The organism is Cytobacillus firmus, assembly GCF_023657595.1.
GTDB classification, from domain to species: domain Bacteria; phylum Bacillota; class Bacilli; order Bacillales; family Cytobacillaceae; genus Cytobacillus; species Cytobacillus firmus_B.
Genome location: NZ_CP098323.1, coordinates 3,637,906 through 3,657,715 on the forward strand (window position 1 = coordinate 3,637,906; position 19,810 = coordinate 3,657,715).

Here is a 19,810-nt window from a genome sequence, read left to right on the forward strand (position 1 = left end):
TCAAAACTTTCAAAGCTATTAACATCGTACCACCTAAACAAGGTTTGGGCAATATCTTTATATAGATAAAAGGAGCTGTTTTTATGACAGTGCAAATTGGCTTTGATTCTGCCTGGCAGGATGAATTCTTAAAAAGGATTGATGACGACGGCCCATGGGGAAACTGGGAACTTTATAAACTGGCTGTTGAGGTTGAGAACCATACAACTATTCCTGAATTTGAAGGCTTGCAGGCTCCGAAGCATCTTCCGAACCTTACTCCTCTTCCCCATCAGCTGGAAGTGGCCAAGCAGGTAGTCGAAAGCATGAACGGCAAGGCGATCCTGGCTGATGAGGTCGGTCTTGGAAAAACGATTGAAGCTGGACTGATATTAAAGGAATATATGATCAGGGGACTCGTAAAAAAAGTCCTAATACTCGTTCCAGCTTCCCTCGTTTCCCAGTGGGCCATAGAGCTGAACAGCAAATTTTTTATTCCGGCTGTGGCGCAGCGGAAAAGCTATGTATGGGAACAATGCGACGTTGTGGTATCATCCATCGATACAGCCAAACGCAATCCTCATCGGGACATTATTTACAGCCTTGATTATGACCTGATCATTATAGACGAAGCTCACAAGCTAAAAAATAATAAAACGAGAAACTATGAATTTGTACAAAACCTTAAAAAGAAGTTTTGCCTCCTATTAACAGCAACACCTATTCAAAATCGAATCAGTGAGATTTTCAATCTTGTGTCTCTGCTTAAACCCGGACATCTTGGTAATGAATCAGCTTTTTATGAGAATTATAAAAAAGACTCACGATCTTTAAACGATGATGCACATCTAAAGGAACTCGTAAACAAAGTCATGATCCGCAACCGCAGGGCAGATACCGGGATTGAATGGACCAAACGGCATGTGGAAACCATACCGATTGAATTTTCGCAGGCCGAGCGTGAGCTCTATGAAGCTGTAACAGAGCTGCGGAGTGAAGAAAATTGGGTGGGTTCCAGCCAGTTTTCAGTAATGACCCTGCAAAGAGAGGCATGCTCAAGCAGAGAAGCTGTCTATTTTACGCTTCAGAATATGCTGAAAAGACAGGAGCAGCCTTCAATAGCTTTCCAGGAGCAAATACAATACCTTATTAAAAAGGTTGAAGCGGTCCAGCAAAACTCAAAAGCTCAAAAGGCACTGGAATTAATACAGAAAATAAATGACAAGGTCATAATCTTTACTGAATACAGGGCAACGCAAATGTACCTGCAGTGGTTTTTAAAGCAATATGGGATCACATCGGTTCCGTTCAGGGGTGGATTTAAAAGAGGCAAAAAGGACTGGATGAGGGAGCTTTTCCAAAAGAATGCTCAAGTCCTGATTGCAACAGAAGCGGGAGGAGAAGGAATAAACCTGCAGTTCTGCAATCATATCATTAATTTTGATCTCCCCTGGAACCCAATGCGGCTCGAACAAAGGATTGGGCGCATCCATCGTCTCGGACAGGAAAAGGATGTCATGATTTATAATTTCGCCACAAAAGAAACAGTCGAAGAACACATAATGAAGCTTCTATATGAGAAAATACATCTCTTTGAAAAAGTCATCGGTGATTTAGACGACATTTTAACAAAGCTTGAATTCGGCAGTATTGACGATCATCTTGTTGATATTTTCGGAAAATCGGCTTCAGAAGGTGAAATGAGAATTAAAATGGAGAACTTGACGAGCATGATTCAATTCGCAGAGGATCTGAAAGAAGGTGAACTGAATGCAGCAACAGGAAATTCATAAATTCCTTGAAAGGTATTTTCACGCAAATGGGTGTGAAATAATTGATAGAGGTCCGGGGTATATGACCGTACAGCTGACGATTGATTTGGATAAGGAGTTAATGAATCGTCCCTTTTATTGGCACTATCTCGAAAAAACAGGCGGAATTCCTAACCCGATGCAGCTGACGCTTATTACAAACCAGCAGCTGGCCCCTTCGCATATTAAGGGGGAAGTCATTCATTTTGGCTCCCCAAGGCTTCACCAGATTTTTGATTCGGCCAGGAATCTGGCCGGCTATATCCGATTATATGAAAATCACCGGCAGGCACCCGGAAAGCAGGTGCCGCTAAGACCATGGCTGGGAATGAACATTCGCGTATCCTATCAATGCGACCGAAAACGGGATGTCTTCAAATCCATCGGCCTCCAATTGATAAATGGCCAGATGGTCGAAAGTTTTCATGACAGATTGCTTGGCATGAGCCTTACGCCCAAAATCCCCGACTACTCGTTCACACTGTCTCCGCTTATTATGCCGGGAAGCGGAGTATACAGGGTAGCAAATTTTATTAAAGCCGAAATTGAACAAGAAGATCATATATGGGCTGATGAGGCCCGTAAGCGCTGGCAAAAAGATCTCAGCCTTCTTGAACATTTTTATGAGGAGGCAGAAGAAAAGGGCGAAAGTTATGAAAACGAAAAAACAGCCTTACAGGAGCAATATGAACCAAAGGTTAATATCTCCATCATAAATGGCGGTCTCTTTTATCTGACAGACAGCGCAGTCTAAAAATGCAAAAAACCGGCAATTTAGCCGGTTTTTTGCATAAAAGCTATTTATGTTTCTTTTTTCTCATGCCCAAGTAAAACAGATAAGAAAACATTCCAAACCATCTGAATAAAAACGGCTCTTTCATATCCTTTTTTTCAATACGATGCCGTTTTCGCTCATCTTTTGGCTGATCAATATATTTTACTACTGTCTGTGTAAGATACTTTACATAATCATTGGATTTCATGTTCATACCTGCCTTTTTCCGTACAGAATCGCAAGAGCTGCCTGCTATTTATCATTTACAAGTATGTCCAACGGGTTTTCACTCTAAACAATCGATTATTTCTTGTATAATTTCTGCTTTATCTTTATTAGTTGTATCAATGATCACATGGGCGGTTTCTATATAGAGCGGCATCCTTTTTTCATAAAGTTCGTGGATCAGCCTTTTTTTATCGCCTTTCAGCAGCGGTCGTGAATGATCCTTCTCAATCCGTTTGAAGATTTCTTCAGGAGAAGCATAAAGGAAGAAAACAATTCCTGTTTCTCTAAGCCTTTTTCTGTTTTCAGGATTTATTACAATGCCGCCGCCAGTGGTTATAACTCCCGCTCTGCCATCCATTTCAATTAATATAAGTGATTCAAGGCTTCTGAAGTATCCCTCTCCATGCTGAGCGAAAATATCATTAATATTTTTATTCTCGCGCTTCACTATTTCTTCATCTGTATCAATTACTTCCTGATTTAAGCAGGCTGCCAGCTCTTTTCCTATCGTAGTTTTGCCGGAACCCATGAATCCGATTAAATAAATTGGCTTCATTTTTATCCCCACTCAGTTTTTTTCAATCCATTTTATCATTTTTTGCAGGTCTGTGTCATAGTAAGCATAACCGGAAATTTCTTTATCAGATCCAATTTTTGTTTTGAAGGTAATCTGGATTAAGCTTGTTGCCACTGGAGAAATCTCATAGGAAACTGATCCTTTTTTAAACGAATAAACGCCTGATTCTTCCGGTTCTGCATTTTCACTCAGCATTTTTTCTGTTTTTTTAAAGGAACTCAGCAGGTAGTATTCCTGCATTAGGACGGTTTCCGCCTGATTCACAATCCTTTTCTCGGAAATAAACTGGTCTAATTGAATTGTAAGAAGAAAGAGTGCAGCCAGAATAATTGTTAAAGTAAGAGGATAAGAAAATCCTTCCTGATTACGGTACATCAATTTCCTCCATATCCATTAAGTAATAAAGAAACGCGGAATGCTTCTGATCAAAATGATCCGAAACATTTATTTCAACCCCGCCATTGACAGACGTAAAGGTAATGGCATTTAGTTTTTGAAGGACAATCTCATGGCCCTTCATATCCACTCTCCTCCGCAAGTTAGATCCATATTTTTCATAAAGCACACTTTTCCCGTCTATAGTCAAAACAATTGATCCAGCTGTTATATTTGCAGCATCAGCAAGCCTGATTTCTTTTTTCAGCTGGTTGATAAATACATGCCATTCAAGTCTTTGTGTCCTAGCTTCCATTTTCCAGTCCTGAAAAAGGAAATTTAAGCCCACCGTCAAAAAGGAAACAATCAATAAAAATATTGAAAATGAAAACAGCATTTCAAGCATGGTAAACCCCTTATTACTTAAATACCTCACACTTTTCCTTTGTGTTATCCCGTACATTTTCATACCTTATGCAAACCTCCATAAATCCTTGGTTTTCCTTAAGGAATATTTGATAGACTGTCTGATTTTTTTTTATGGTCTTCCCCTCAGGAAAACTCCCCTCCGATGCAGCCTCCATAAGGCTTTCATAAAGCAGCTGGGTGCTTTCATATTCCTGTTTTACCTCTTCAGAATGCACAAGTGCCTTTATGACGAGGGGAAATATTATTCCCGCTGCAAGCAGCATCCCTGATAAAGACAGCAGGAGCTCAGCCAGAAAAAAACCTTCATTCCTTCTCCACATTAAATCGTCCTCTTCCGATAAAAAATGTTAGTTTGTATTGCTCCCTGTCTGCTTTAATATAGAAGCTTCCAAATTTATTTGTAATTCCGCCAGGTCCATATTGAAAATAAAATGGCATTGTTCCCGGCTTAATCTCAATGATTCCTGAATATTCTCTGCTAAAGATAGGATCAGCCGCAAGCTTTTCCTTAGCGAAATACCTATTCTCCTCTGGAATGATCTGAATAGCTACATCTGTCTGGTGGGTTATGGCATAGTTTTGGGCATAAAGGAGGTCAGATTTTAATTGGGAAAAGAACATTATCTTTTCAAGATAGAAAATATGCGGTTTTAGAAGCAGGGCTGTAACCGAGGCAATAATAAGGAAAATACTGAGAACGAATAGCGACTCTATCAATGTAAAGCCTGCTTTGTTTTTCATCATGACTCTTCAGATTCAACCTTCCCATCTGCAGAAATTGTAATGGCTTTTCCATTTGGGCAAGTCGTGTTATTTTCATTTAGATAATCGTCATCCACTAAATCCTGTATATTCGAAGGAAGTGCTTTTTTATCGATTTCATATGCCTGAACCTGCGCCTGCACCATTTTAACAAACGCATCGCATCCCTTGCTGTTTATTTTTGAATTGTGTTTTGTTACATTGGGAATGGTGATGATTAAGAGCACTGAAATCACCAATAAAACAATCATCATTTCAATAAGCGTGAATCCTCTGTTATTGTTTAACATACGCCATTTCATTAAAATCCCTCCAGTAAATGAAACATAGGCAGCAAAACTGCCAAATACATCGAAACTATTAAAAAACCGATAAACATATATAAAACGGGCTGAAAGATCTTAAGAAGTTTTTCTGTTTTTTCCTCTATTTTGTGCAGACAATGCCTGCTGAAAAACGTTAATTCCTGGTCCAGCCTGCCATTTTTTTGACCATGTCTGATAATATTAGACAGTTCTCTGTCAAAAAACGGAAAACTCACAAGGATGTCTTCCAGCTTATTCCCTTCACGGAGCTTGAGCTTCACGGCTTTGCCGAGGACACTGTAAAAAGGCTGCTTTTCATTTTTCTCAAAAAGACTCAGCGCCTCAGATATAGATAAGCCCCCATTTAAAAGATAACTGAGCTGCACTGCAAAGAAGTGGGTATAGTAAAGGCGAAGAAACTGACCTGCTGCAGGTACTCTAACCAGGATATTTTTTTGATGGATAGGGGAAAGATTTCTGAATCTGGCAAAATAGTATATAAGCAAAGCGACCAAGCCGAAGAGCAGGATAAGGAGAAAAAATGGGAGAAAATCACCAAACAAATAAACGGCTTTCGTAAAGAAATTTGGCTGAAGCTGCATTGAATCGAATAAGGAAGTGAAACGGGGCAACAGGATTTTATCAACGAAAATAAATAAGAATGCGGTAATGAGCATCAGGAAAATCGGATAGGCCAGCAGCTTTTTCAATTTTTCAGTGTCCCTGCCTTTTCGAAGCACCATTTCGCTTCCTTCAAGAAATGCAGAAGCAAGGCCTCCGTGCTGTTCTGCAAAAAAAACATAGCCAATCAGATTTTTATTAAAGTTCATGTTTGAAAGTATTTGATAAAAAGGAAACCCTTCTCTCAATTGAGAGAGGCACTGCCTGATTTCATGTTTTCTTTTTAGCGGCAGCTGATGTACCAGTGACTCCAGGGCTTCAGATAAAGGGTAGCCTCTGGACAAAAGTTCCCCTGTATTCTTCAAAAACAAACCCTGTTCCTGTATGGTCCATTTATGCTTCTCCATCGTCATGCACCCACCTGCTGTACTCTGTATCCTTTATATAGCCTAGAGCAATCCCTTTAGTTATGACTTCCTTCAGTGTTCGATACTTAACATGGCTGCTTTCCCCTCTTGCCTTCTTTATGGAGGCATTGAGCGCCCTTCCTGCGAGCAATTCAAACACACTCGCCCTTTTCCACCTGCCATATCCATAGCAGAATGGGGAGCATTCCTTTTCACAATATGGACAATTCAATTCGACGAGGCGCTGTGCGGTGACTGCCACCAAAGTCTGCTCAATTTCCAGCATGTTCACTCCAAACTCAGCTAAACGGTAAACAGCCCCCTCGGCATCCCGGGTATGCATGGTGCTTAAAACAAGGTGACCGGTGAGAGCTGCTCTAACTGCAATCTTCGCCGTTTCCGCATCCCGGATTTCACCGACCATAATGATATCGGGGTCATGGCGAAGGATTGCTTTTAAGCCTGCAGAATAAGACACGCCCGCTTTCTCATTCACTTGGACTTGAAGAACTAAGTCATTCTCTTTTTCAATGGGATCTTCCAGGGTGATGACATTGCGATGGAACATATGGGAGGTTTCATTCAGAAGGGAATACAAAGTTGTGGTTTTACCGCTGCCGGTCGGGCCAGTGAAAATAATCAAACCATGAGCATGCTTCAGCAGTGCCAGCATTTTTCTTGTCATGTCTGGAAAAAGGCTGAGCTGGTAAAAAGGAATTTGTTCCTGCTGGGGAAGGATTCTGATAACGAGGCTTTCGCTGTGGCTTGATGGGAGGGTTGAAAAGCGCAGGCCAATCATTTGTCCGTCTACTTCAAGTGAGTATGCACCGCTCTGCGGCCTTCTTTTTTCACCAATATCCATCGATGCTGTAAATTTATAATGGGAAATCAATCTGTCACACTCTTCTTTGGGAAGATAAAGCCTTGGGGTCAATTGGCTGCCGAACCTCAGCTGAATGAGTGTGTCTTTTCTTCGGGGAATGATGTGGATGTCGGAAGCATGGCTTCTGACCGCGTCTCTAATAATTCGTTCTGCCAATCTTTCAATTATACTCAACTAATTATACACCACCTTTTTTAATTGTTCTGGATAATAATTCGACTTATCCAAAGCATTTCCTTCATTTTTCGGCAAATTTTTTTGACGAATTTGTGAATAGATTATTTATTTCTTTCCATAATAAAAAAGGATATAGCGAATTGATGGGCTATAGCCAAGCGGTAAGGCACCGGACTTTGACTCCGTCATGCGCAGGTTCGAATCCTGCTAGCCCAGTAGTTGTGGAAGGACACCGGATGTCCTTCCTTTTTCAATTTAGAATAATCTATTTAGCCATATTCTTAAATGCATCCGGATTATAGCCTATAACAATCTTATCTCCGTTTGTCAGAATCGGCCTCCGCAGCAGTTTTGGCTCCTTAATAACCATTTGCACCACTTCTGATAATGATAATTCCTCAAGGTTCTCTCCCAGTTCTTTATAGGTCTGGCTGCGGGTCGCGAGAATCTCATCAAGGCCGCTTGTTGTTAAAGAAAGGATTTTTAATAATTCTCTTGGTGATGGAGTCTCCCTGAAGAGATGCCTTTCTTCAAAATCAATTGAATGGGATGTCAGCCATTTTTTCGTCTTTCTGCAGGAAGTACAGCTGGGATATGTGAAAAATGTCAATTGGCTCATACCTCTTCACCTCAAAAATTCATTATTTTGCCTATACTCATTGTATATCAATTGTACAATATATGTATACACTTTTGTATAAGTAATTAAACTTCATTTGTGAACATTTTCTAAACTTATAGTGATTACAGTGTTAACCTTAATTGGCTGTATTATAATGGAAGCAGGCCAGGAAGGCGCCAGCTAAATGCTATAAGTGACAGCTGATGACCTCGGGAATAAATAACCCTTTTGAGGTGACAATAAATGGAGCAAACATTAAAAATAACAAATGTGTTATCCGATCCAACCCGCTATTATATTTATCAATACATTACTAAACGGCATAAAGATGTTACTGTGCAGGAGATTGCAGATAATTTCAGCATCCATCCCAATGTTGCAAGGCTGCATTTATCCAAGCTTGAAGATGTAAATATGCTTGTTTCTGAAACAAAAAAAACGGGCAAAGGCGGAAGGCCCAGCCGGTTATATCGGTTGTCTGATGATGTTGTTCAGCTGCATTTCCCTTACAGGGATTATCAGCTGCTGGCCAAAATAGCCATGGAAACAATGCTTGACTTAGGTGAAGAAGGACGAAAAGCACTGTATGCAACAGGGAAGAAGTTTGGCAGTGAACTGATCGGGCAAGAGCTTAAACGGTATGGAAACACAGATCAGCTTACTTTTGAACAGAAATTAAACATCTTAAAGCATGCTGCCGATTTGTCAGGTTTTCACCCTGAATTTGATGCAAATGAGGAAAAGACCATCGTCTATTTCCAAATTTATAATTGCCCATTTAAAGAGGTTGCAGCCCGGCATGCTGAACCAGTCTGCAATATGCATTATGAATTTTTAAAGGGGATGTTTGAAAGTCTGTTTGATTCCATTCAACTGGTGGAAAAGCAGAATATGCTCACTGGCTGTGATTCGTGCGCATACAAAGCAATTGTTGGAAATTAAAGGCATCCGCAGAAAAATGGCGAAAAAAAGACCTTGCTAAGCTTTTTTTCCTGCCCTTTTCTGGACTATTTAGAAACCATTATTTACTTTTAATAAGCATTTACTTTATAATATTGTAGTGATGGACTTGTAAGGGTAAAAGGAGGGATACATATGGATCGTATGTACAGAGTATTAGGATTCTGGACGGGAATTTTCGCTGTTATGTTCTACCTTGGCGATATGTATACAACGTCCCTTATTTTCTTCGGCCAAACAGGATTTTTCCTGCTTTTAAGCTACTTAAAGCTTTCCGAACGTATGTATATTTATGTTTTTGGAGCATACTTAACTGTTTTCTTCGTAGGCTTCACTTACTGGTCAACATTTATGATGACACCTGGTGCCGGCGGCCACTAATAGCCGATAAAAAAGCGATGAAATCATCGCTTTTTTATTTTCCACCTATTTTTTTCCCCTGCAGGATCAGGTGAAATGCTGCACTCATGCCTGAAGGCGTTATCAGACTTCTTATTGCCCTGTTTCTTTTGCTGACAGGAGAAAACGGATTAGGATCATAATGATTTTCAAGCTCCTGTAAAATGCCTGCAGACAGCAGGAATTCATCCTGTCTCATCATAAAATGAAAATTCAGCCCTTCTTTCTCTCCCAATCGGATCAGGGAATCAAAATGAATATGGCTGGTTATATCCATCTCGCCAGGGTGCTCGAGTACATTAGGAATTAAAGAATGCTTGTAATAACCTCTGAGACTTCCATCCCTTCTAATCGGTTCCTGCCATTCCTCATCTGTATAGCCATAATCGGCAGTCAGAACAAACCCTTTATTCAGAGCAGCAGAGATACTCTTGATCATCTGCTCCATTTGCAGAGGGATTTCAATTCTTTGGCCTTCACTAAGTGACAAACCGCTTTCTTCAAGGTATAAGGAAATATCTCTATTTGCTAATGGTACAGCTTGTTCTGCAAGCTTTCCGTCTTTTACGGTTACCATAATTTCAGTCAATTGATCATTTGTTTTTTCAACCACATGTACAGGCAAGGCATCGAACAGCTCATTTGAAAAAATCAGGCCGCAAAATGGAGAAATCTCGTTCCAGCTATCTATTTGTCTGATATGTTCGGAAAATATTATCTGATCCTGCTGCAGCTTCCTGTGATAGGGGCTTGTTTCAAAGATATAATAATGAATCTCTTCATCAGAATTAAGATTCCACTCATCAAGGAAAGCTTTTGCAAAGCGTCCATTTCCGCCCCCTATTTCACAGACCTGAAAAGGCAGCTTATTTTTCCCTGCCAATTGATGAAACCATTTTGATATGGTCCTACCATATATATCAGAAACATTGCTGGTTGTAATAAAATCTCCCCCCGGCCCAATTTTTTCATCATCTTTCATATAGTATCCATATTCGGAATGATAAAGGGCCTGCTGGATATAGTCAGCATAGCTGATCATTTTTTGAGGAGTATTTTCTATATAATTTATTAGTAAATTCAGCATATAAACTCCCTTTTCGATTGAAAAATCTGGATTTCTGGAAACAGCCATTTTTATTGTTTTGGACACTGTTTTCACTATTGACATAGTGTTTTCCCTGTTATATTGTTAATGTAGTAGCTTAACTATATCCCCTCCCATTTTATATGAATAAAACATCCCCCAGAAAAGCCCTTCTCATTGGAGAAGGGCTTTTCTATTTTCCAATCAGAATCCATTCAGAAATGGATTTGAATCCATTTCCCGGCCAATTGTCGTAACCGGTCCGTGTCCAGGAAGCACTTCTGTATCTTCAGGCATTGACAAAAGCTTATTATGTATACTTTCAAGGAGCTGCTGATGATTGCCGCCCGGCAGATCTGTGCGTCCGATGCTTCCGCTGAACAGCGCGTCACCGGCCACCACAAGACCAGCATCTCTAAAATACAGAGAAACACTCCCTGGAGAATGGCCTGGTGTCTCCAGAATGTTAAAGGTAAATTCACCTATGCTCAACTCTTGTTCAGCTGTTATAATATGGTCGGCAGGCCTTGCTTTTATCAGCTTGCCTATTTTAAATAGGTGAGAACCATTTAAGGCTGGATCCGGAAGCCACGCTGCTTCTTTTTCATGTATGTATACTGGGATAGAAAATGCATCTCTTATTTCGTCTACAGCGCCAATATGATCAAAATGGGCATGAGTAAGTATGACAGCAAGAGGTTTCAGTCCTTTTTGTTCGATAATGCCGCTCAGTTTTCCGCTCTCTTCACCCGGATCAAAGATTAAACAATCTTTGTTTTCATTCGAAAGGACATAACAGTTTGTTTGCAATGGGCCAAGAGGGATCTGATTCCATTCCATTGCCTACACCTCCATAGTTGATTTATTTGTCTATTATTTTACACTATATCAGAATGGAATGCCTTATATCTGCAAAAGGAGTATAAGATGAAAATCCTATATGGCGTTGAAGCCGGCTATATTATTCAAGATGTGCCTGAATTCATGAACTTAATAAAAAATAATACTGAACTGTTCGATTTTCAGCAGAGCATCTTTCTGTTTGAAGAGAGGACTCATGCGGAATTTACCAAAAGCGTCCTGGTCGATGCCGGACTTTTTGAAGAATTTTTTAAGCTCTATTACATAAAATCGGGTGTAAAGGGAGAAACTTTTGAAGACTTTGCGATTGAAACAGAAAGCGGAGTTTGCTTGTTCACTGAGCTCCTTAGCGCCTTTACTATAACCGGGGGCAATATGGAAGATATCCGGATGGCTGTCTATCAATTTCAGGAGCATCTAGTCTTTACGGCAAAAGAAGATACAATGCCGGCAGTTTATTTTACAGAATTTCATCTAAAGGATTTAATAATCGGCATTGCTGAAGCATATGACATACAAGTGTCATTTTTAGACCTCGACAAATAGAAGAAAAAAATATAAAATAAAGGACGAATGTATATACTTGGGTTTTACATAATGGGTATATAACCTGAAGAATGATTTTGATATGGCTTTTGCCTGCTGATCACGAAATAAAGGGGGCTGTTTTAATGGGACTACCAATCATTTTTGCATTAGTCGCAGTTCTTGCAGCATTTGGTGCATTTAGTGCACTGAAAAACAAGAACTTCCTTGGCTTGGTTTTTGCTGTAGGAACACTTGCCGTTTTCGGATGGTTCTCTGTAATGACCTTAATTAACAGTGGATATCCTGCTGTTCACTAAGAAAAACACATCATGCTTTACCTTAAGAAATAAAAGGGCTTCCCTCAGTGGGAGCCCTTTTATTTTAGACATTTAGCCGGCTTTCAACTCTTTGGACCTTTTCTTCCATTTTCCTCTTAACATCTCTTCTGTCATCAATGCGGATATTTGTCGCCACTCTCATTAAGCCTTTTTCAAAAGGGACTTCATGCATTGCCTGAATAACTTCAAACAAATCAGGAAGCTCCCCTTCAATAATGGTACTCATGGGTGTCAGCTGAAATCGGATTGTGCCGCTTTCCTCGTACTTTTGTAATACACGCTGAATGTCAGCCACATAACTGCTGACACTTGGTGTTTCCGTTCCAATTGGAATGACTGTAACATCTGCAATTGCCATATCTCTGCTCCTTTGCCTGTTTGATTACTCGTTTTGTCCAACTAACGGGATGACCTCTTTTCTGTCGGTCATGATCAGTTCCTCAAGATAGAATCCTGTTAAACAGGCTTTCCCGTTGGGTGAACAGCTAAGCGGCGCGTTTTCCATATCTTCGAAAAGCACTTCCTTATCACCGGTTTCACTTTCAACGGATATAAGCTGAAATCCCCCAGCATACATATCACTCTCAGCGCTGTACAATGGCTGAAAAGTAATGATTCCCCGGGGAGTCCAGTCATAGTACGGCACCAGCCAATCTGAAAACCTTGTCAAATGGGGTATTGAAAATGAAGCCAGCTCTTTAAAATCATTATCCATAAAAGTATACAGAGCTTGGTCTGATTGATCCGCGGGCACAGTAATGGTCATTAGCCTGTCCCTGGCAGCATCGAATTGAAAAATGTCTTCCTCAACGAGGATTTCATTATTTCCAGCAATAGATTGCTTAACGAGCGGTGCGAAAAGTGACGGGTTTTCACTGTCCCAATCAAGGAAAATAAGATGATTTGAATCCCCCCATTTAGCAAAAGGCTCCCTTAAATTTAATTCTGCTAATGTCCCTTTTGCGATATCTATATGGTAAGGTGTGAAATCCCAGTCTTCAGTAAATGAAGCAATTAATATAGACTCTTCATGATAAGGGTTCCACTCAACAGCAAAATCAAAGCCAGTAACATTTTCCTCCCAGACAACTTTTCCATTTGATTTCATAACCGTTAAGGCTGCTTCATAAGTTCCAGGTGATGATCGAATCAGTATGTATTTGCCGGCTGGGCTTACCGTTACAGACGCAATCGGGTGTGAACTTTCATAGAGAAGCTCTTGTTCACCTGAAAACAGGCTATAAGCATAAATCCTGGAAGCTGCGCCATCATTTACAGTGTAAACAATTTGATCATTGTTGAGCCAGCCATTTGCTCCCTGAAATTCCCCTTCTTTTATCCGAATAGTCTTAATGCTCTTGTTTCCGGCTTCATCAGGTGGTGCGGAAGGTTCAGAAGCTTCTTTTTCCTGATCCTTATTCTGCTCTATCTCAGTTTTTTCAGGCTGTACGCAGCCGGTTATTAAAAATAAGGAAACCAGCAGAATAAAAGATAATAAAAGAAACTTCCTTTGATCTGAAATGTTTACCAAATCCGCACCTCCTTTTCTCCCTAAATATAAGTACGTAAATTGCATGAAAATGTTTCAATAAAAGTAGAATTAATAAGCTTAATAGGAAAAAGCCGTTTTTCCGTCTTCATTTTGGAAAAGCGGCTGGTTTCCATAGAACTATTGGCATAGTGATGTTAGTATGATAGTAATTTTAATGTCTGCTTGATTAAAATACAATACAGAATCAATTATAAAGATAATTTTTTCACATATAAAGCGATGCAAGAAAAATGCCGAGCACCTCTTCATAAATATCATCATACTGTGACAGGGGCAGCGGATTAATGCCTCTTCCCAATTCAATTGTGAATCCCGGCATCCGGAAATCCTGTATAAACCAATCCTTATAACCGGCAAAGCTATCAATGTACTGGACTGCCCTATATCCGCTGACACGCTCGAACTCTTGCGCGATTACCTCCGATTCCGGAGGCTCCATTCCCTCAAATCCCCAATAAAACTCTGCACCTTGTGTATGGAAGGCCAGCATCCGATCGAATTGATTATCTCTTGCCAGTTCCGCCATCGCTATGGCTTCCGGTTCCGTTAACGGGGCTTCGCCAAGATAATCTCTTGGTGCCGGGCTGCTTTGTTCACTTCTCTGTTTCTCAAAGTCCCATTTGGCAGGAAACTGATTATTTAAATCAACCCCTCTAATATTAGCCTTCCAGCCTGTGAAATCAGTGCTGCCCCTATTTATTGAAATAACTTCCTCCCTGACTTCCGCTGGAGGCCCATTCAAAACCAGGTCAACCCCGTCAGGGTTCACCATTGGCACTACGGAAAGGTCAACCGAATTATACAAAGGCATTGTTGAAACTCCTCTTATCGGCCGGACATTTGTAATGGATAAAAGATAAGTGTTCAACAAAGCCATTAATATAGGGGTCGTAATCCATTCATTCGCATGAAAAGAGGCATTGATTTGCACTTTCTTATTCCCTTTTCCCAACCGTATTTCCTGAATCGGCTTTCCAAGAACACTCTGGCCAATTGTATTTACTTTTATAAACGGATAAATATCTGCCAGCATGGAGATATCAGCTGTTAATGCTTTATAATCATAATTCCTCCTGCCTGATACAATTGGGGAAATGACGCGCCTCGGCAGTTTTATAGCTGTACCAGGGATCAGGCTGTTCGGATTAAGGGATTGATTGACCAGGAGAAGAGCATCCACAGAGAGGTTGCGTGAAGAACTCAGCTTCCAAAAGGTGTCACCTGACTTAACCGTATAATTTAGTAATGTAAAGCCGGGAATGTTAATTTCCTGGCCTATTTTTAGTGATTCAGGATTAATCCCGGGATTAGCATCAGCAATGAGATTGACTGGCATCATAAAGAGCTGACTGTAATACCATAAGGAATCTCCTGAGCGGACTTTGACTTTCATCTTTTCTCCCCCTTTCCATCATTTCAATTTTATGAGAAAAAGAAAAAAAAGATGACTGTACAACTTTGTAAAAATGAGCAGCTGGTATGTAACCAGGGATTCTTGTCTAAACTCTCAATTTTGGAGAAAAAGAAAAAGCACCTGCACATCAGGTACTTTTCTCTCAGTTTACTTATTTTTTGCCAGCCAGGCTGCACCAATTACTCCAGCATCATTGCCCAATGTCGCAATATCAATGACTGTTGACTCCTTCACTCCTGGAAACGCAAATTTAATGAAATTTGCAATAACCGGCTTAAGCAGTATATCTCCTGCTCTGGAAACTCCACCGCCCAATACTATTTTCTCAGGATTTAACGTATTCGCAATATTTGCCAGTGCCAAGCCAAGGTGCATAGCTGTATTATTGACTGTCAGAAGTGATGTTTCATCCCCATTCCTTGCAGAATCAAAAACATCTTTTGCGGTAATAAACCCGTTGGCCTTGTACAATTGAGATAGAGCCCCTTCTCCGCCAGATTCCAGGCTTTCCAGAGCCTGCCGGACAATGCCTGTAGCAGATGCAATTGTTTCAAGGCAGCCAGTTTTGCCGCAATTACACTGTGCCCCGCCAACAGGAATGGACGTAATATGGCCTATTTCACCTGCAGCTCCGCTGACTCCCTGCACAATATCTCCGTTGGCAATTACGCCTCCGCCGACACCTGTTCCAAGTGTTACACAGACCAGATCTTTAGCACCATTTCCGGCACCCTTCCACATTTCCCCAAGGGCAGCACAGTTAGCATCATTATCAATAATGACTGGAAGTGATGTTTCCACTTCAAGCAGATCCTTCAGCGGGTAATTATCTTTCCAGCCTAAATTAACAGTGTTATATACAACTCCTGTTGCCAGATTTACTGGACCCGGCGCCCCCATGCCAATGCCGATAATTTTATCCTTGCTTAAATCCAATTCATCTAACTTATGGTCGATGGCTTTAGCTATATTTATAGTAATATTTTTTCCTTCTTCACTATTATCCGTGGGAATTTCCCATTTATGAATTATTTCCCCATAGTAGTTAATAAAAGCAAGCTTTGTTGTTGTTCCGCCTAAATCTACCCCTACCAGCCATTTTTCTGCCAAACTCCATCACCTTTTCTTTCTATTTATTCTCTTTAAGATTCTGAATTTCCGTCCGCAGGATCAAGATGCTGCTCTGATAATCTTTTACATCAATAAGCTGGGAGTCATATAGCTCTGTTAATTCAGCAGCCATAAGCTCCAAATCAGCTTCCCGATCCCCTATGTAGATGATAGTTCCGTATTTCTTTAGAAACTGCTGTATATCATAAATGGTTTTCATTCTGTACCTCTGCCTTATTGATAAGTTTATACCACATTAAAGTATAATCTAAAATCCCCCCCTTCTCAAGACAGAGAAGCGCCTAGAATATATAAAAAATCCCTTCCAGCAGGAAGGGATTTAGATCAGCGGTCCGGATCCTTTGGATGCAGGAAACGCGGCCGCCTGTTCTTCAATGGTATTGGTGACCTTAGCAATACATCCCTGAATGCTCTCAGATTAAAAGGGATGAACGGCCATAAATAGGGCACTCCAAAAGACTTCATTCTGGCAAGCATGATAATCATCAGCAGGATGCCAACTACATAGCCGTAGGTATGAAAAATACTGGTTGATATCAGCAGACCGATTCTTATCAGCCTGTTTGCCAGGCTCATTTCATAGCTTGGGGTTGAAAATGTACCAATTGCCGCTATCGCTAAATAAAGAATGACTTCATTTATAAACAAACCCACTTCAACTGCTACCTGACCAATCATCAGGGCCGCCACGAGTCCCAATGCAGTGGCCAGGGCGGAAGGTGTATGGATTGCAGCCATCCTAAGCATATCAAGACCAAGCTCTATCATCAGGAACTGAACGACTAATGGCAGCTCTCCCGTGTCATTGGGCCCGATATAGGATAATGCATCAGGAAGCAGCTGCGGCTCTATCGCAAATAAATACCATAATGGCAAAAGGAAAATGGAAGCCCATACAGCTAAAAATCGGACAAATCGCAAATAAGCGCCTACAAGCGGCTTATTCCTGTACTCTTCAGCATGCTGCAGGTGATGCCAGAAGGTTGTAGGTGTTATGATAACACTTGGCGAACCATCGACGATGATGCAGACGTGGCCTTCATAAAGGTGGGTTGCTGCCGTATCAGGCCTTTCGGTATACCTTACCATGGGATACGGATTCCAATGGCGGCCTGAAATGAATTCCTCTATTGATTTTTCGGCCATCGGCAATCCATCAGTATCAATTTTAGAGATAGACTCCTTTATTTTCTTCACCATATCCGGATCTGCAATGTCTTCAATATAACTGACAACAATATCTGTCTTGGAACGTCTGCCCACCTGCATATATTCCATGCGCAGTGTTCTGTCCCTAATTCTTCTCCTCGTTAAAGCTGTATTAAAAACGAGTGTTTCTACAAACCCATCCCTTGAGCCGCGGACAACACGTTCAATATCAGGCTCCTGAGGGCCTCTTACCGGATATGTACGTGCATCAATGAGAATTACTTCATCGATACCATCCACGACTAGAGCAGTCGGCCCTGCCAGCACCATATCCACCACTTTATCCAGGTCATCAGTTGTTTCAACTTCAACGTATGGTATATACGTTTTTATCAGTCTGGATAGTGTATCTCCTTCCAGCTGGGCTGCATCCAGGCCGGCAAGCATTTTCATCAGATAGTGCAGAATGTCATCTTTTACAAAGCCGTCTACCAGATATAAAGCCATTTCCCTTTCTGCATATTCAACATCAAGCTGAATCACATCAAAGCTTTTTTCAACACCAAGAGCATCTCTAAGATACTCAATATTATCTTTTAGAGAAACCTTTACAGGCTCTCTTCTCGCTTTCTCCAAAATCCCCACCTCAGCATTCTGTTCCATTCTTTTCCTTGCATACTATTCAACATCATTGACATGCAAAAAAAAAATCATACCAATGAATGGCATGATTCATAAAAATTCGCAGGGAAATTCAGCTGTTATTTCCCAGGAAGTAAGCTGAAAATTCTGTCAGCATTATTCTATTTGATTTAACAGCTTTTGATACTCCTCCTGATCCGGCTGAAGATCAGCGGCCTTTTGTGCATGATTTCTTGCTTTTTCCGGCTGCTTTTCTTCTAAATAAATTAGTGCAAGATTATAATGTGCTTCATGAAAAGAAGCATCTCCCTTAATTACATAAAGCAGGTGCTCTTCTGCTTCTTTTAATCTCCCCACTTTTATTTCAGTATATGATAATAGAAAATAGACTTCCGGTGAAGCATTCCCTTCTTCAATAAAATCAGCAAGCATTAAACGAGCCTTTTCAAACTCTTCACCATTGATATGTTCCTCGGCCATTACCATAGCTGTTTGTTCATTTAATAGTCTTCCCGGTTCATTGAATCCATACTTCATCAAGCCGGCTGCCAGACAGAATGTTCCAGCTAAAAACAGCAGCTGAAGCAATGGCTTTTTCTTCTTGGGAAAATGCACAATGCCAGTAGCAAGAAATCCGCCAATCAGCCCTCCTATATGTCCGGCATTATCAATTCCCGGGATGGTAAATCCAAATGCAAGGTTGATTCCTAATACAACAAGTATATTAAAACCCATAGTCCGGAAGAAAAGGCCTGGATAAATGAGCCCAAAATATAAAAGTGCCCCAAAGCAGCCAAAAATAGCACCGCTGGCCCCTGCTGAAAGTGCAGGGCTAAAAACAAAACTGGCTAATGTTCCGCCAAATCCAGCAGCCAAATAGATAAATAGGAATCTTAAATTTCCATACACACGTTCCACTGTGGTTCCAAGATAAAATAAGGCAAGTGTATTCATTAGTAAATGAAGCAATCCAATATGAAGGACAATCGGGGTTAAAAATCTCCACCATTCCCCATCTAGAATTAATGGATTAAATTTAGCCCCATACTTAATTAACGTCGAGGTATCTGTACTGCCGCCCATTGCTTCCAAAAGTAAAAAAACAGCAACTTGAATAACCATAAATATATACGTGAAAAAAGGCTTCCCAAAATTGAACATTTCCTTTTCTTTTTTTGCTGTTTTTACCGCTTTAGAAAGAGCAGTATGCTTCAGGGCATCGGCATCCATTTCCGTATAATTTCCGGACGGAAGGGTTAACGGTTTTTCGAAAATTTCTTCAACCGCATGCAGGCTTTCCGGTTTGCCGGATTCAATGATCATGCTTTGAACAGACGCTTTCCCATTTTCAGGCATGAAGGGGTCTGTGATGCGGAATTCATAGTCATCAACAGGCAGATACGCAGAAACATAGATATTTAAAACCGGCATTTCCCTTTTTCCAAGCTGCTTCCTGACCGATTCAGCTTTTTCGGCCGTCACTTCAATATCCCGCTGCATCCAATTGCTCCAGTCAAGGTCATATTTTAAGAGCCTGATTGCCTTTATGTTTTTATCCTCCATCCTTTCAAGCCATAATTCATCCTGATCTCCAGATAACTGAATCATTCTGTACCCGTGGTCAGATATGAAATAATCCGCAAGTTTCCAAAATACATAATCCTCTTGAACAGCCAATTCTTCCCCCACTCTCTATATGTTGCATAATTACTATACTTTATTTAACTATAGGCAAAAAAGAAACCTTTTGTAAAAGAAAAAGCACCTTTACATATCGGCAAAATAAAAAGACCTATTA

At 40.7% G+C, this 19,810-nt stretch carries 25 protein-coding genes and 1 tRNA gene; 7 read left to right on the top strand and 19 right to left on the bottom strand.

Annotated elements, in window-relative coordinates:
- Positions 1-83 precede the first annotated feature (83 nt).
- The gene (locus NAF01_RS18425) at positions 84-1,772 is read left to right on the top strand and encodes a DEAD/DEAH box helicase (protein WP_197247521.1); all 1,689 of its coding nucleotides are present in this window, start codon (positions 84-86) and stop codon (positions 1,770-1,772) included.
- The gene (locus NAF01_RS18430; protein WP_250800952.1) at positions 1,750-2,544 is read left to right on the top strand and encodes a YqhG family protein; all 795 of its coding nucleotides are present in this window, start codon (positions 1,750-1,752) and stop codon (positions 2,542-2,544) included. Before NAF01_RS18425 ends, NAF01_RS18430 begins: the two co-directional genes overlap by 23 nt.
- Positions 2,545-2,587: 43 nt before the next feature.
- On the opposite strand, the gene NAF01_RS18435 is transcribed toward NAF01_RS18430, so the two are convergent.
- The 9 genes from NAF01_RS18435 to comGA form a co-directional block, all read right to left on the bottom strand.
- Positions 2,588-2,773, bottom strand: a complete 186-nt coding sequence (locus NAF01_RS18435) for a YqzE family protein (RefSeq protein ID WP_035329975.1) — start codon at positions 2,771-2,773, stop codon at positions 2,588-2,590.
- A 78-nt stretch (positions 2,774-2,851) separates the two neighbouring features.
- Positions 2,852-3,349, bottom strand: a complete 498-nt coding sequence (locus tag NAF01_RS18440; protein ID WP_226618338.1) for a shikimate kinase — start codon at positions 3,347-3,349, stop codon at positions 2,852-2,854.
- 12 nt (positions 3,350-3,361) lie between these two features.
- Positions 3,362-3,745 carry a competence type IV pilus minor pilin ComGG gene (gene comGG, locus NAF01_RS18445; RefSeq protein WP_226618337.1) on the bottom strand — a complete coding sequence of 128 codons (384 nt, stop codon included), beginning with the start codon at positions 3,743-3,745 and terminating at the stop codon, positions 3,362-3,364.
- On the bottom strand, positions 3,735-4,214 hold the full coding sequence (gene comGF / locus NAF01_RS18450; RefSeq protein WP_350457420.1) for a competence type IV pilus minor pilin ComGF: 480 nt from the start codon (positions 4,212-4,214) through the stop codon (positions 3,735-3,737). Before comGF ends, comGG begins: the two co-directional genes overlap by 11 nt.
- Entirely contained in the window at positions 4,165-4,494 is a 330-nt protein-coding gene (locus NAF01_RS18455; RefSeq protein ID WP_226618336.1) for a phosphatase, read from the bottom strand. Before NAF01_RS18455 ends, comGF begins: the two co-directional genes overlap by 50 nt.
- Positions 4,478-4,918 (bottom strand): competence type IV pilus minor pilin ComGD, encoded by a 441-nt coding sequence (gene comGD, locus NAF01_RS18460; RefSeq protein ID WP_197247510.1) that lies wholly within the window; start codon positions 4,916-4,918, stop codon positions 4,478-4,480. The genes NAF01_RS18455 and comGD overlap by 17 nt, the downstream gene beginning before the upstream one ends.
- Positions 4,915-5,238, bottom strand: coding sequence for a competence type IV pilus major pilin ComGC (gene comGC / locus NAF01_RS18465; protein ID WP_197247508.1), 324 nt, complete (start codon positions 5,236-5,238; stop codon positions 4,915-4,917). The genes comGD and comGC overlap by 4 nt, the downstream gene beginning before the upstream one ends.
- Positions 5,238-6,269 carry a competence type IV pilus assembly protein ComGB gene (gene comGB, locus NAF01_RS18470; RefSeq protein ID WP_226618335.1) on the bottom strand — a complete coding sequence of 344 codons (1,032 nt, stop codon included), beginning with the start codon at positions 6,267-6,269 and terminating at the stop codon, positions 5,238-5,240. Before comGB ends, comGC begins: the two co-directional genes overlap by 1 nt.
- Entirely contained in the window at positions 6,256-7,326 is a 1,071-nt protein-coding gene (comGA, locus tag NAF01_RS18475; protein ID WP_226618334.1) for a competence type IV pilus ATPase ComGA, read from the bottom strand. The genes comGB and comGA overlap by 14 nt, the downstream gene beginning before the upstream one ends.
- A 147-nt stretch (positions 7,327-7,473) precedes the next feature.
- Between comGA and NAF01_RS18480 the strand changes: the two genes are divergently transcribed.
- Positions 7,474-7,545: transfer RNA gene (locus NAF01_RS18480), tRNA-Gln, on the top strand.
- 49 nt (positions 7,546-7,594) lie between these two features.
- Here the strand turns inward: NAF01_RS18480 and NAF01_RS18485 are convergent.
- A complete protein-coding gene (locus NAF01_RS18485; protein ID WP_226618333.1) occupies positions 7,595-7,948 on the bottom strand; it encodes a Spx/MgsR family RNA polymerase-binding regulatory protein in 354 nt (117 codons plus the stop codon).
- Between the two features lie 246 nt (positions 7,949-8,194).
- Between NAF01_RS18485 and NAF01_RS18490 the strand changes: the two genes are divergently transcribed.
- Together NAF01_RS18490 and NAF01_RS18495 are read left to right on the top strand one after the other, a co-directional pair.
- The gene (locus NAF01_RS18490; RefSeq protein ID WP_226618332.1) at positions 8,195-8,893 is read left to right on the top strand and encodes a helix-turn-helix transcriptional regulator; all 699 of its coding nucleotides are present in this window, start codon (positions 8,195-8,197) and stop codon (positions 8,891-8,893) included.
- A 153-nt stretch (positions 8,894-9,046) separates the two neighbouring features.
- Positions 9,047-9,292 carry a DUF2626 domain-containing protein gene (locus NAF01_RS18495; protein ID WP_009332938.1) on the top strand — a complete coding sequence of 82 codons (246 nt, stop codon included), beginning with the start codon at positions 9,047-9,049 and terminating at the stop codon, positions 9,290-9,292.
- Between the two features lie 34 nt (positions 9,293-9,326).
- Here NAF01_RS18495 and NAF01_RS18500 read toward each other — a convergent pair whose 3' ends face one another.
- Both NAF01_RS18500 and NAF01_RS18505 read right to left on the bottom strand, forming a co-directional pair.
- Positions 9,327-10,397 carry a class I SAM-dependent methyltransferase gene (locus NAF01_RS18500; RefSeq protein WP_197247803.1) on the bottom strand — a complete coding sequence of 357 codons (1,071 nt, stop codon included), beginning with the start codon at positions 10,395-10,397 and terminating at the stop codon, positions 9,327-9,329.
- Positions 10,398-10,601: 204 nt separating this feature from the next.
- Complete coding sequence (locus NAF01_RS18505; RefSeq protein ID WP_197247501.1) at positions 10,602-11,237, bottom strand: MBL fold metallo-hydrolase; 636 nt, start codon at positions 11,235-11,237, stop codon at positions 10,602-10,604.
- Between the two features lie 87 nt (positions 11,238-11,324).
- Here NAF01_RS18505 and NAF01_RS18510 point away from each other — a divergent pair, with 87 nt between their 5' ends.
- Positions 11,325-11,804, top strand: a complete 480-nt coding sequence (locus tag NAF01_RS18510) for a hypothetical protein (protein WP_197247500.1) — start codon at positions 11,325-11,327, stop codon at positions 11,802-11,804.
- A gap of 125 nt (positions 11,805-11,929) precedes the next feature.
- Positions 11,930-12,103 carry a DUF2759 domain-containing protein gene (locus NAF01_RS18515; RefSeq protein ID WP_048008269.1) on the top strand — a complete coding sequence of 58 codons (174 nt, stop codon included), beginning with the start codon at positions 11,930-11,932 and terminating at the stop codon, positions 12,101-12,103.
- Positions 12,104-12,167: 64 nt separating this feature from the next.
- On the opposite strand, the gene NAF01_RS18520 is transcribed toward NAF01_RS18515, so the two are convergent.
- The 7 genes from NAF01_RS18520 to NAF01_RS18550 all read right to left on the bottom strand — a co-directional run bounded on the left by NAF01_RS18520 (position 12,168) and on the right by NAF01_RS18550 (position 19,689).
- Positions 12,168-12,482 carry an MTH1187 family thiamine-binding protein gene (locus tag NAF01_RS18520; RefSeq protein ID WP_163143410.1) on the bottom strand — a complete coding sequence of 105 codons (315 nt, stop codon included), beginning with the start codon at positions 12,480-12,482 and terminating at the stop codon, positions 12,168-12,170.
- A gap of 24 nt (positions 12,483-12,506) precedes the next feature.
- Positions 12,507-13,655 carry a YqgU-like beta propeller domain-containing protein gene (locus NAF01_RS18525; protein ID WP_250800953.1) on the bottom strand — a complete coding sequence of 383 codons (1,149 nt, stop codon included), beginning with the start codon at positions 13,653-13,655 and terminating at the stop codon, positions 12,507-12,509.
- A 226-nt stretch (positions 13,656-13,881) separates the two neighbouring features.
- Positions 13,882-15,069 carry a M14 family metallopeptidase gene (locus NAF01_RS18530; protein ID WP_250800954.1) on the bottom strand — a complete coding sequence of 396 codons (1,188 nt, stop codon included), beginning with the start codon at positions 15,067-15,069 and terminating at the stop codon, positions 13,882-13,884.
- Between the two features lie 168 nt (positions 15,070-15,237).
- Positions 15,238-16,200: an ROK family glucokinase gene (locus NAF01_RS18535; protein ID WP_163143416.1), complete on the bottom strand. Its 963-nt coding sequence runs from the start codon at positions 16,198-16,200 to the stop codon at positions 15,238-15,240.
- A 19-nt stretch (positions 16,201-16,219) separates the two neighbouring features.
- Entirely contained in the window at positions 16,220-16,420 is a 201-nt protein-coding gene (locus NAF01_RS18540) for a YqgQ family protein (RefSeq protein ID WP_048008273.1), read from the bottom strand.
- A gap of 125 nt (positions 16,421-16,545) precedes the next feature.
- Positions 16,546-18,033 carry a spore germination protein gene (locus NAF01_RS18545; protein ID WP_396021331.1) on the bottom strand — a complete coding sequence of 496 codons (1,488 nt, stop codon included), beginning with the start codon at positions 18,031-18,033 and terminating at the stop codon, positions 16,546-16,548.
- A 135-nt stretch (positions 18,034-18,168) separates the two neighbouring features.
- On the bottom strand, positions 18,169-19,689 hold the full coding sequence (locus NAF01_RS18550; protein ID WP_250800955.1) for a rhomboid family intramembrane serine protease: 1,521 nt from the start codon (positions 19,687-19,689) through the stop codon (positions 18,169-18,171).
- Positions 19,690-19,810 lie beyond the last annotated feature (121 nt).

Excerpts from the sequence above, each read along its gene's own strand:
- NAF01_RS18425 (WP_197247521.1), top strand. The coding sequence starts at position 84 with ATGACAGTGCAAATTGGCTTTGATTCTGCCTGGCAGGATGAATTCTTA.
- NAF01_RS18430 (WP_250800952.1), top strand. The coding sequence starts at position 1,750 with ATGCAGCAACAGGAAATTCATAAATTCCTTGAAAGGTATTTTCACGCA.
- NAF01_RS18435 (WP_035329975.1), bottom strand. The coding sequence starts at position 2,773 with ATGAAATCCAATGATTATGTAAAGTATCTTACACAGACAGTAGTAAAA.
- NAF01_RS18440 (WP_226618338.1), bottom strand. The coding sequence starts at position 3,349 with ATGAAGCCAATTTATTTAATCGGATTCATGGGTTCCGGCAAAACTACG.
- comGG (WP_226618337.1), bottom strand. The coding sequence starts at position 3,745 with ATGTACCGTAATCAGGAAGGATTTTCTTATCCTCTTACTTTAACAATT.
- comGF (WP_350457420.1), bottom strand. The coding sequence starts at position 4,214 with ATGAAAATGTACGGGATAACACAAAGGAAAAGTGTGAGGTATTTAAGT.
- NAF01_RS18455 (WP_226618336.1), bottom strand. The coding sequence starts at position 4,494 with ATGTGGAGAAGGAATGAAGGTTTTTTTCTGGCTGAGCTCCTGCTGTCT.
- comGD (WP_197247510.1), bottom strand. The coding sequence starts at position 4,918 with ATGATGAAAAACAAAGCAGGCTTTACATTGATAGAGTCGCTATTCGTT.
- comGC (WP_197247508.1), bottom strand. The coding sequence starts at position 5,238 with ATGAAATGGCGTATGTTAAACAATAACAGAGGATTCACGCTTATTGAA.
- comGB (WP_226618335.1), bottom strand. The coding sequence starts at position 6,269 with ATGGAGAAGCATAAATGGACCATACAGGAACAGGGTTTGTTTTTGAAG.
- NAF01_RS18485 (WP_226618333.1), bottom strand. The coding sequence starts at position 7,948 with ATGAGCCAATTGACATTTTTCACATATCCCAGCTGTACTTCCTGCAGA.
- NAF01_RS18490 (WP_226618332.1), top strand. The coding sequence starts at position 8,195 with ATGGAGCAAACATTAAAAATAACAAATGTGTTATCCGATCCAACCCGC.
- NAF01_RS18495 (WP_009332938.1), top strand. The coding sequence starts at position 9,047 with ATGGATCGTATGTACAGAGTATTAGGATTCTGGACGGGAATTTTCGCT.
- NAF01_RS18500 (WP_197247803.1), bottom strand. The coding sequence starts at position 10,397 with ATGCTGAATTTACTAATAAATTATATAGAAAATACTCCTCAAAAAATG.
- NAF01_RS18505 (WP_197247501.1), bottom strand. The coding sequence starts at position 11,237 with ATGGAATGGAATCAGATCCCTCTTGGCCCATTGCAAACAAACTGTTAT.
- NAF01_RS18510 (WP_197247500.1), top strand. The coding sequence starts at position 11,325 with ATGAAAATCCTATATGGCGTTGAAGCCGGCTATATTATTCAAGATGTG.
- NAF01_RS18515 (WP_048008269.1), top strand. The coding sequence starts at position 11,930 with ATGGGACTACCAATCATTTTTGCATTAGTCGCAGTTCTTGCAGCATTT.
- NAF01_RS18520 (WP_163143410.1), bottom strand. The coding sequence starts at position 12,482 with ATGGCAATTGCAGATGTTACAGTCATTCCAATTGGAACGGAAACACCA.
- NAF01_RS18530 (WP_250800954.1), bottom strand. The coding sequence starts at position 15,069 with ATGAAAGTCAAAGTCCGCTCAGGAGATTCCTTATGGTATTACAGTCAG.
- NAF01_RS18540 (WP_048008273.1), bottom strand. The coding sequence starts at position 16,420 with ATGAAAACCATTTATGATATACAGCAGTTTCTAAAGAAATACGGAACT.
- NAF01_RS18545 (WP_396021331.1), bottom strand. The coding sequence starts at position 18,033 with ATGGAACAGAATGCTGAGGTGGGGATTTTGGAGAAAGCGAGAAGAGAG.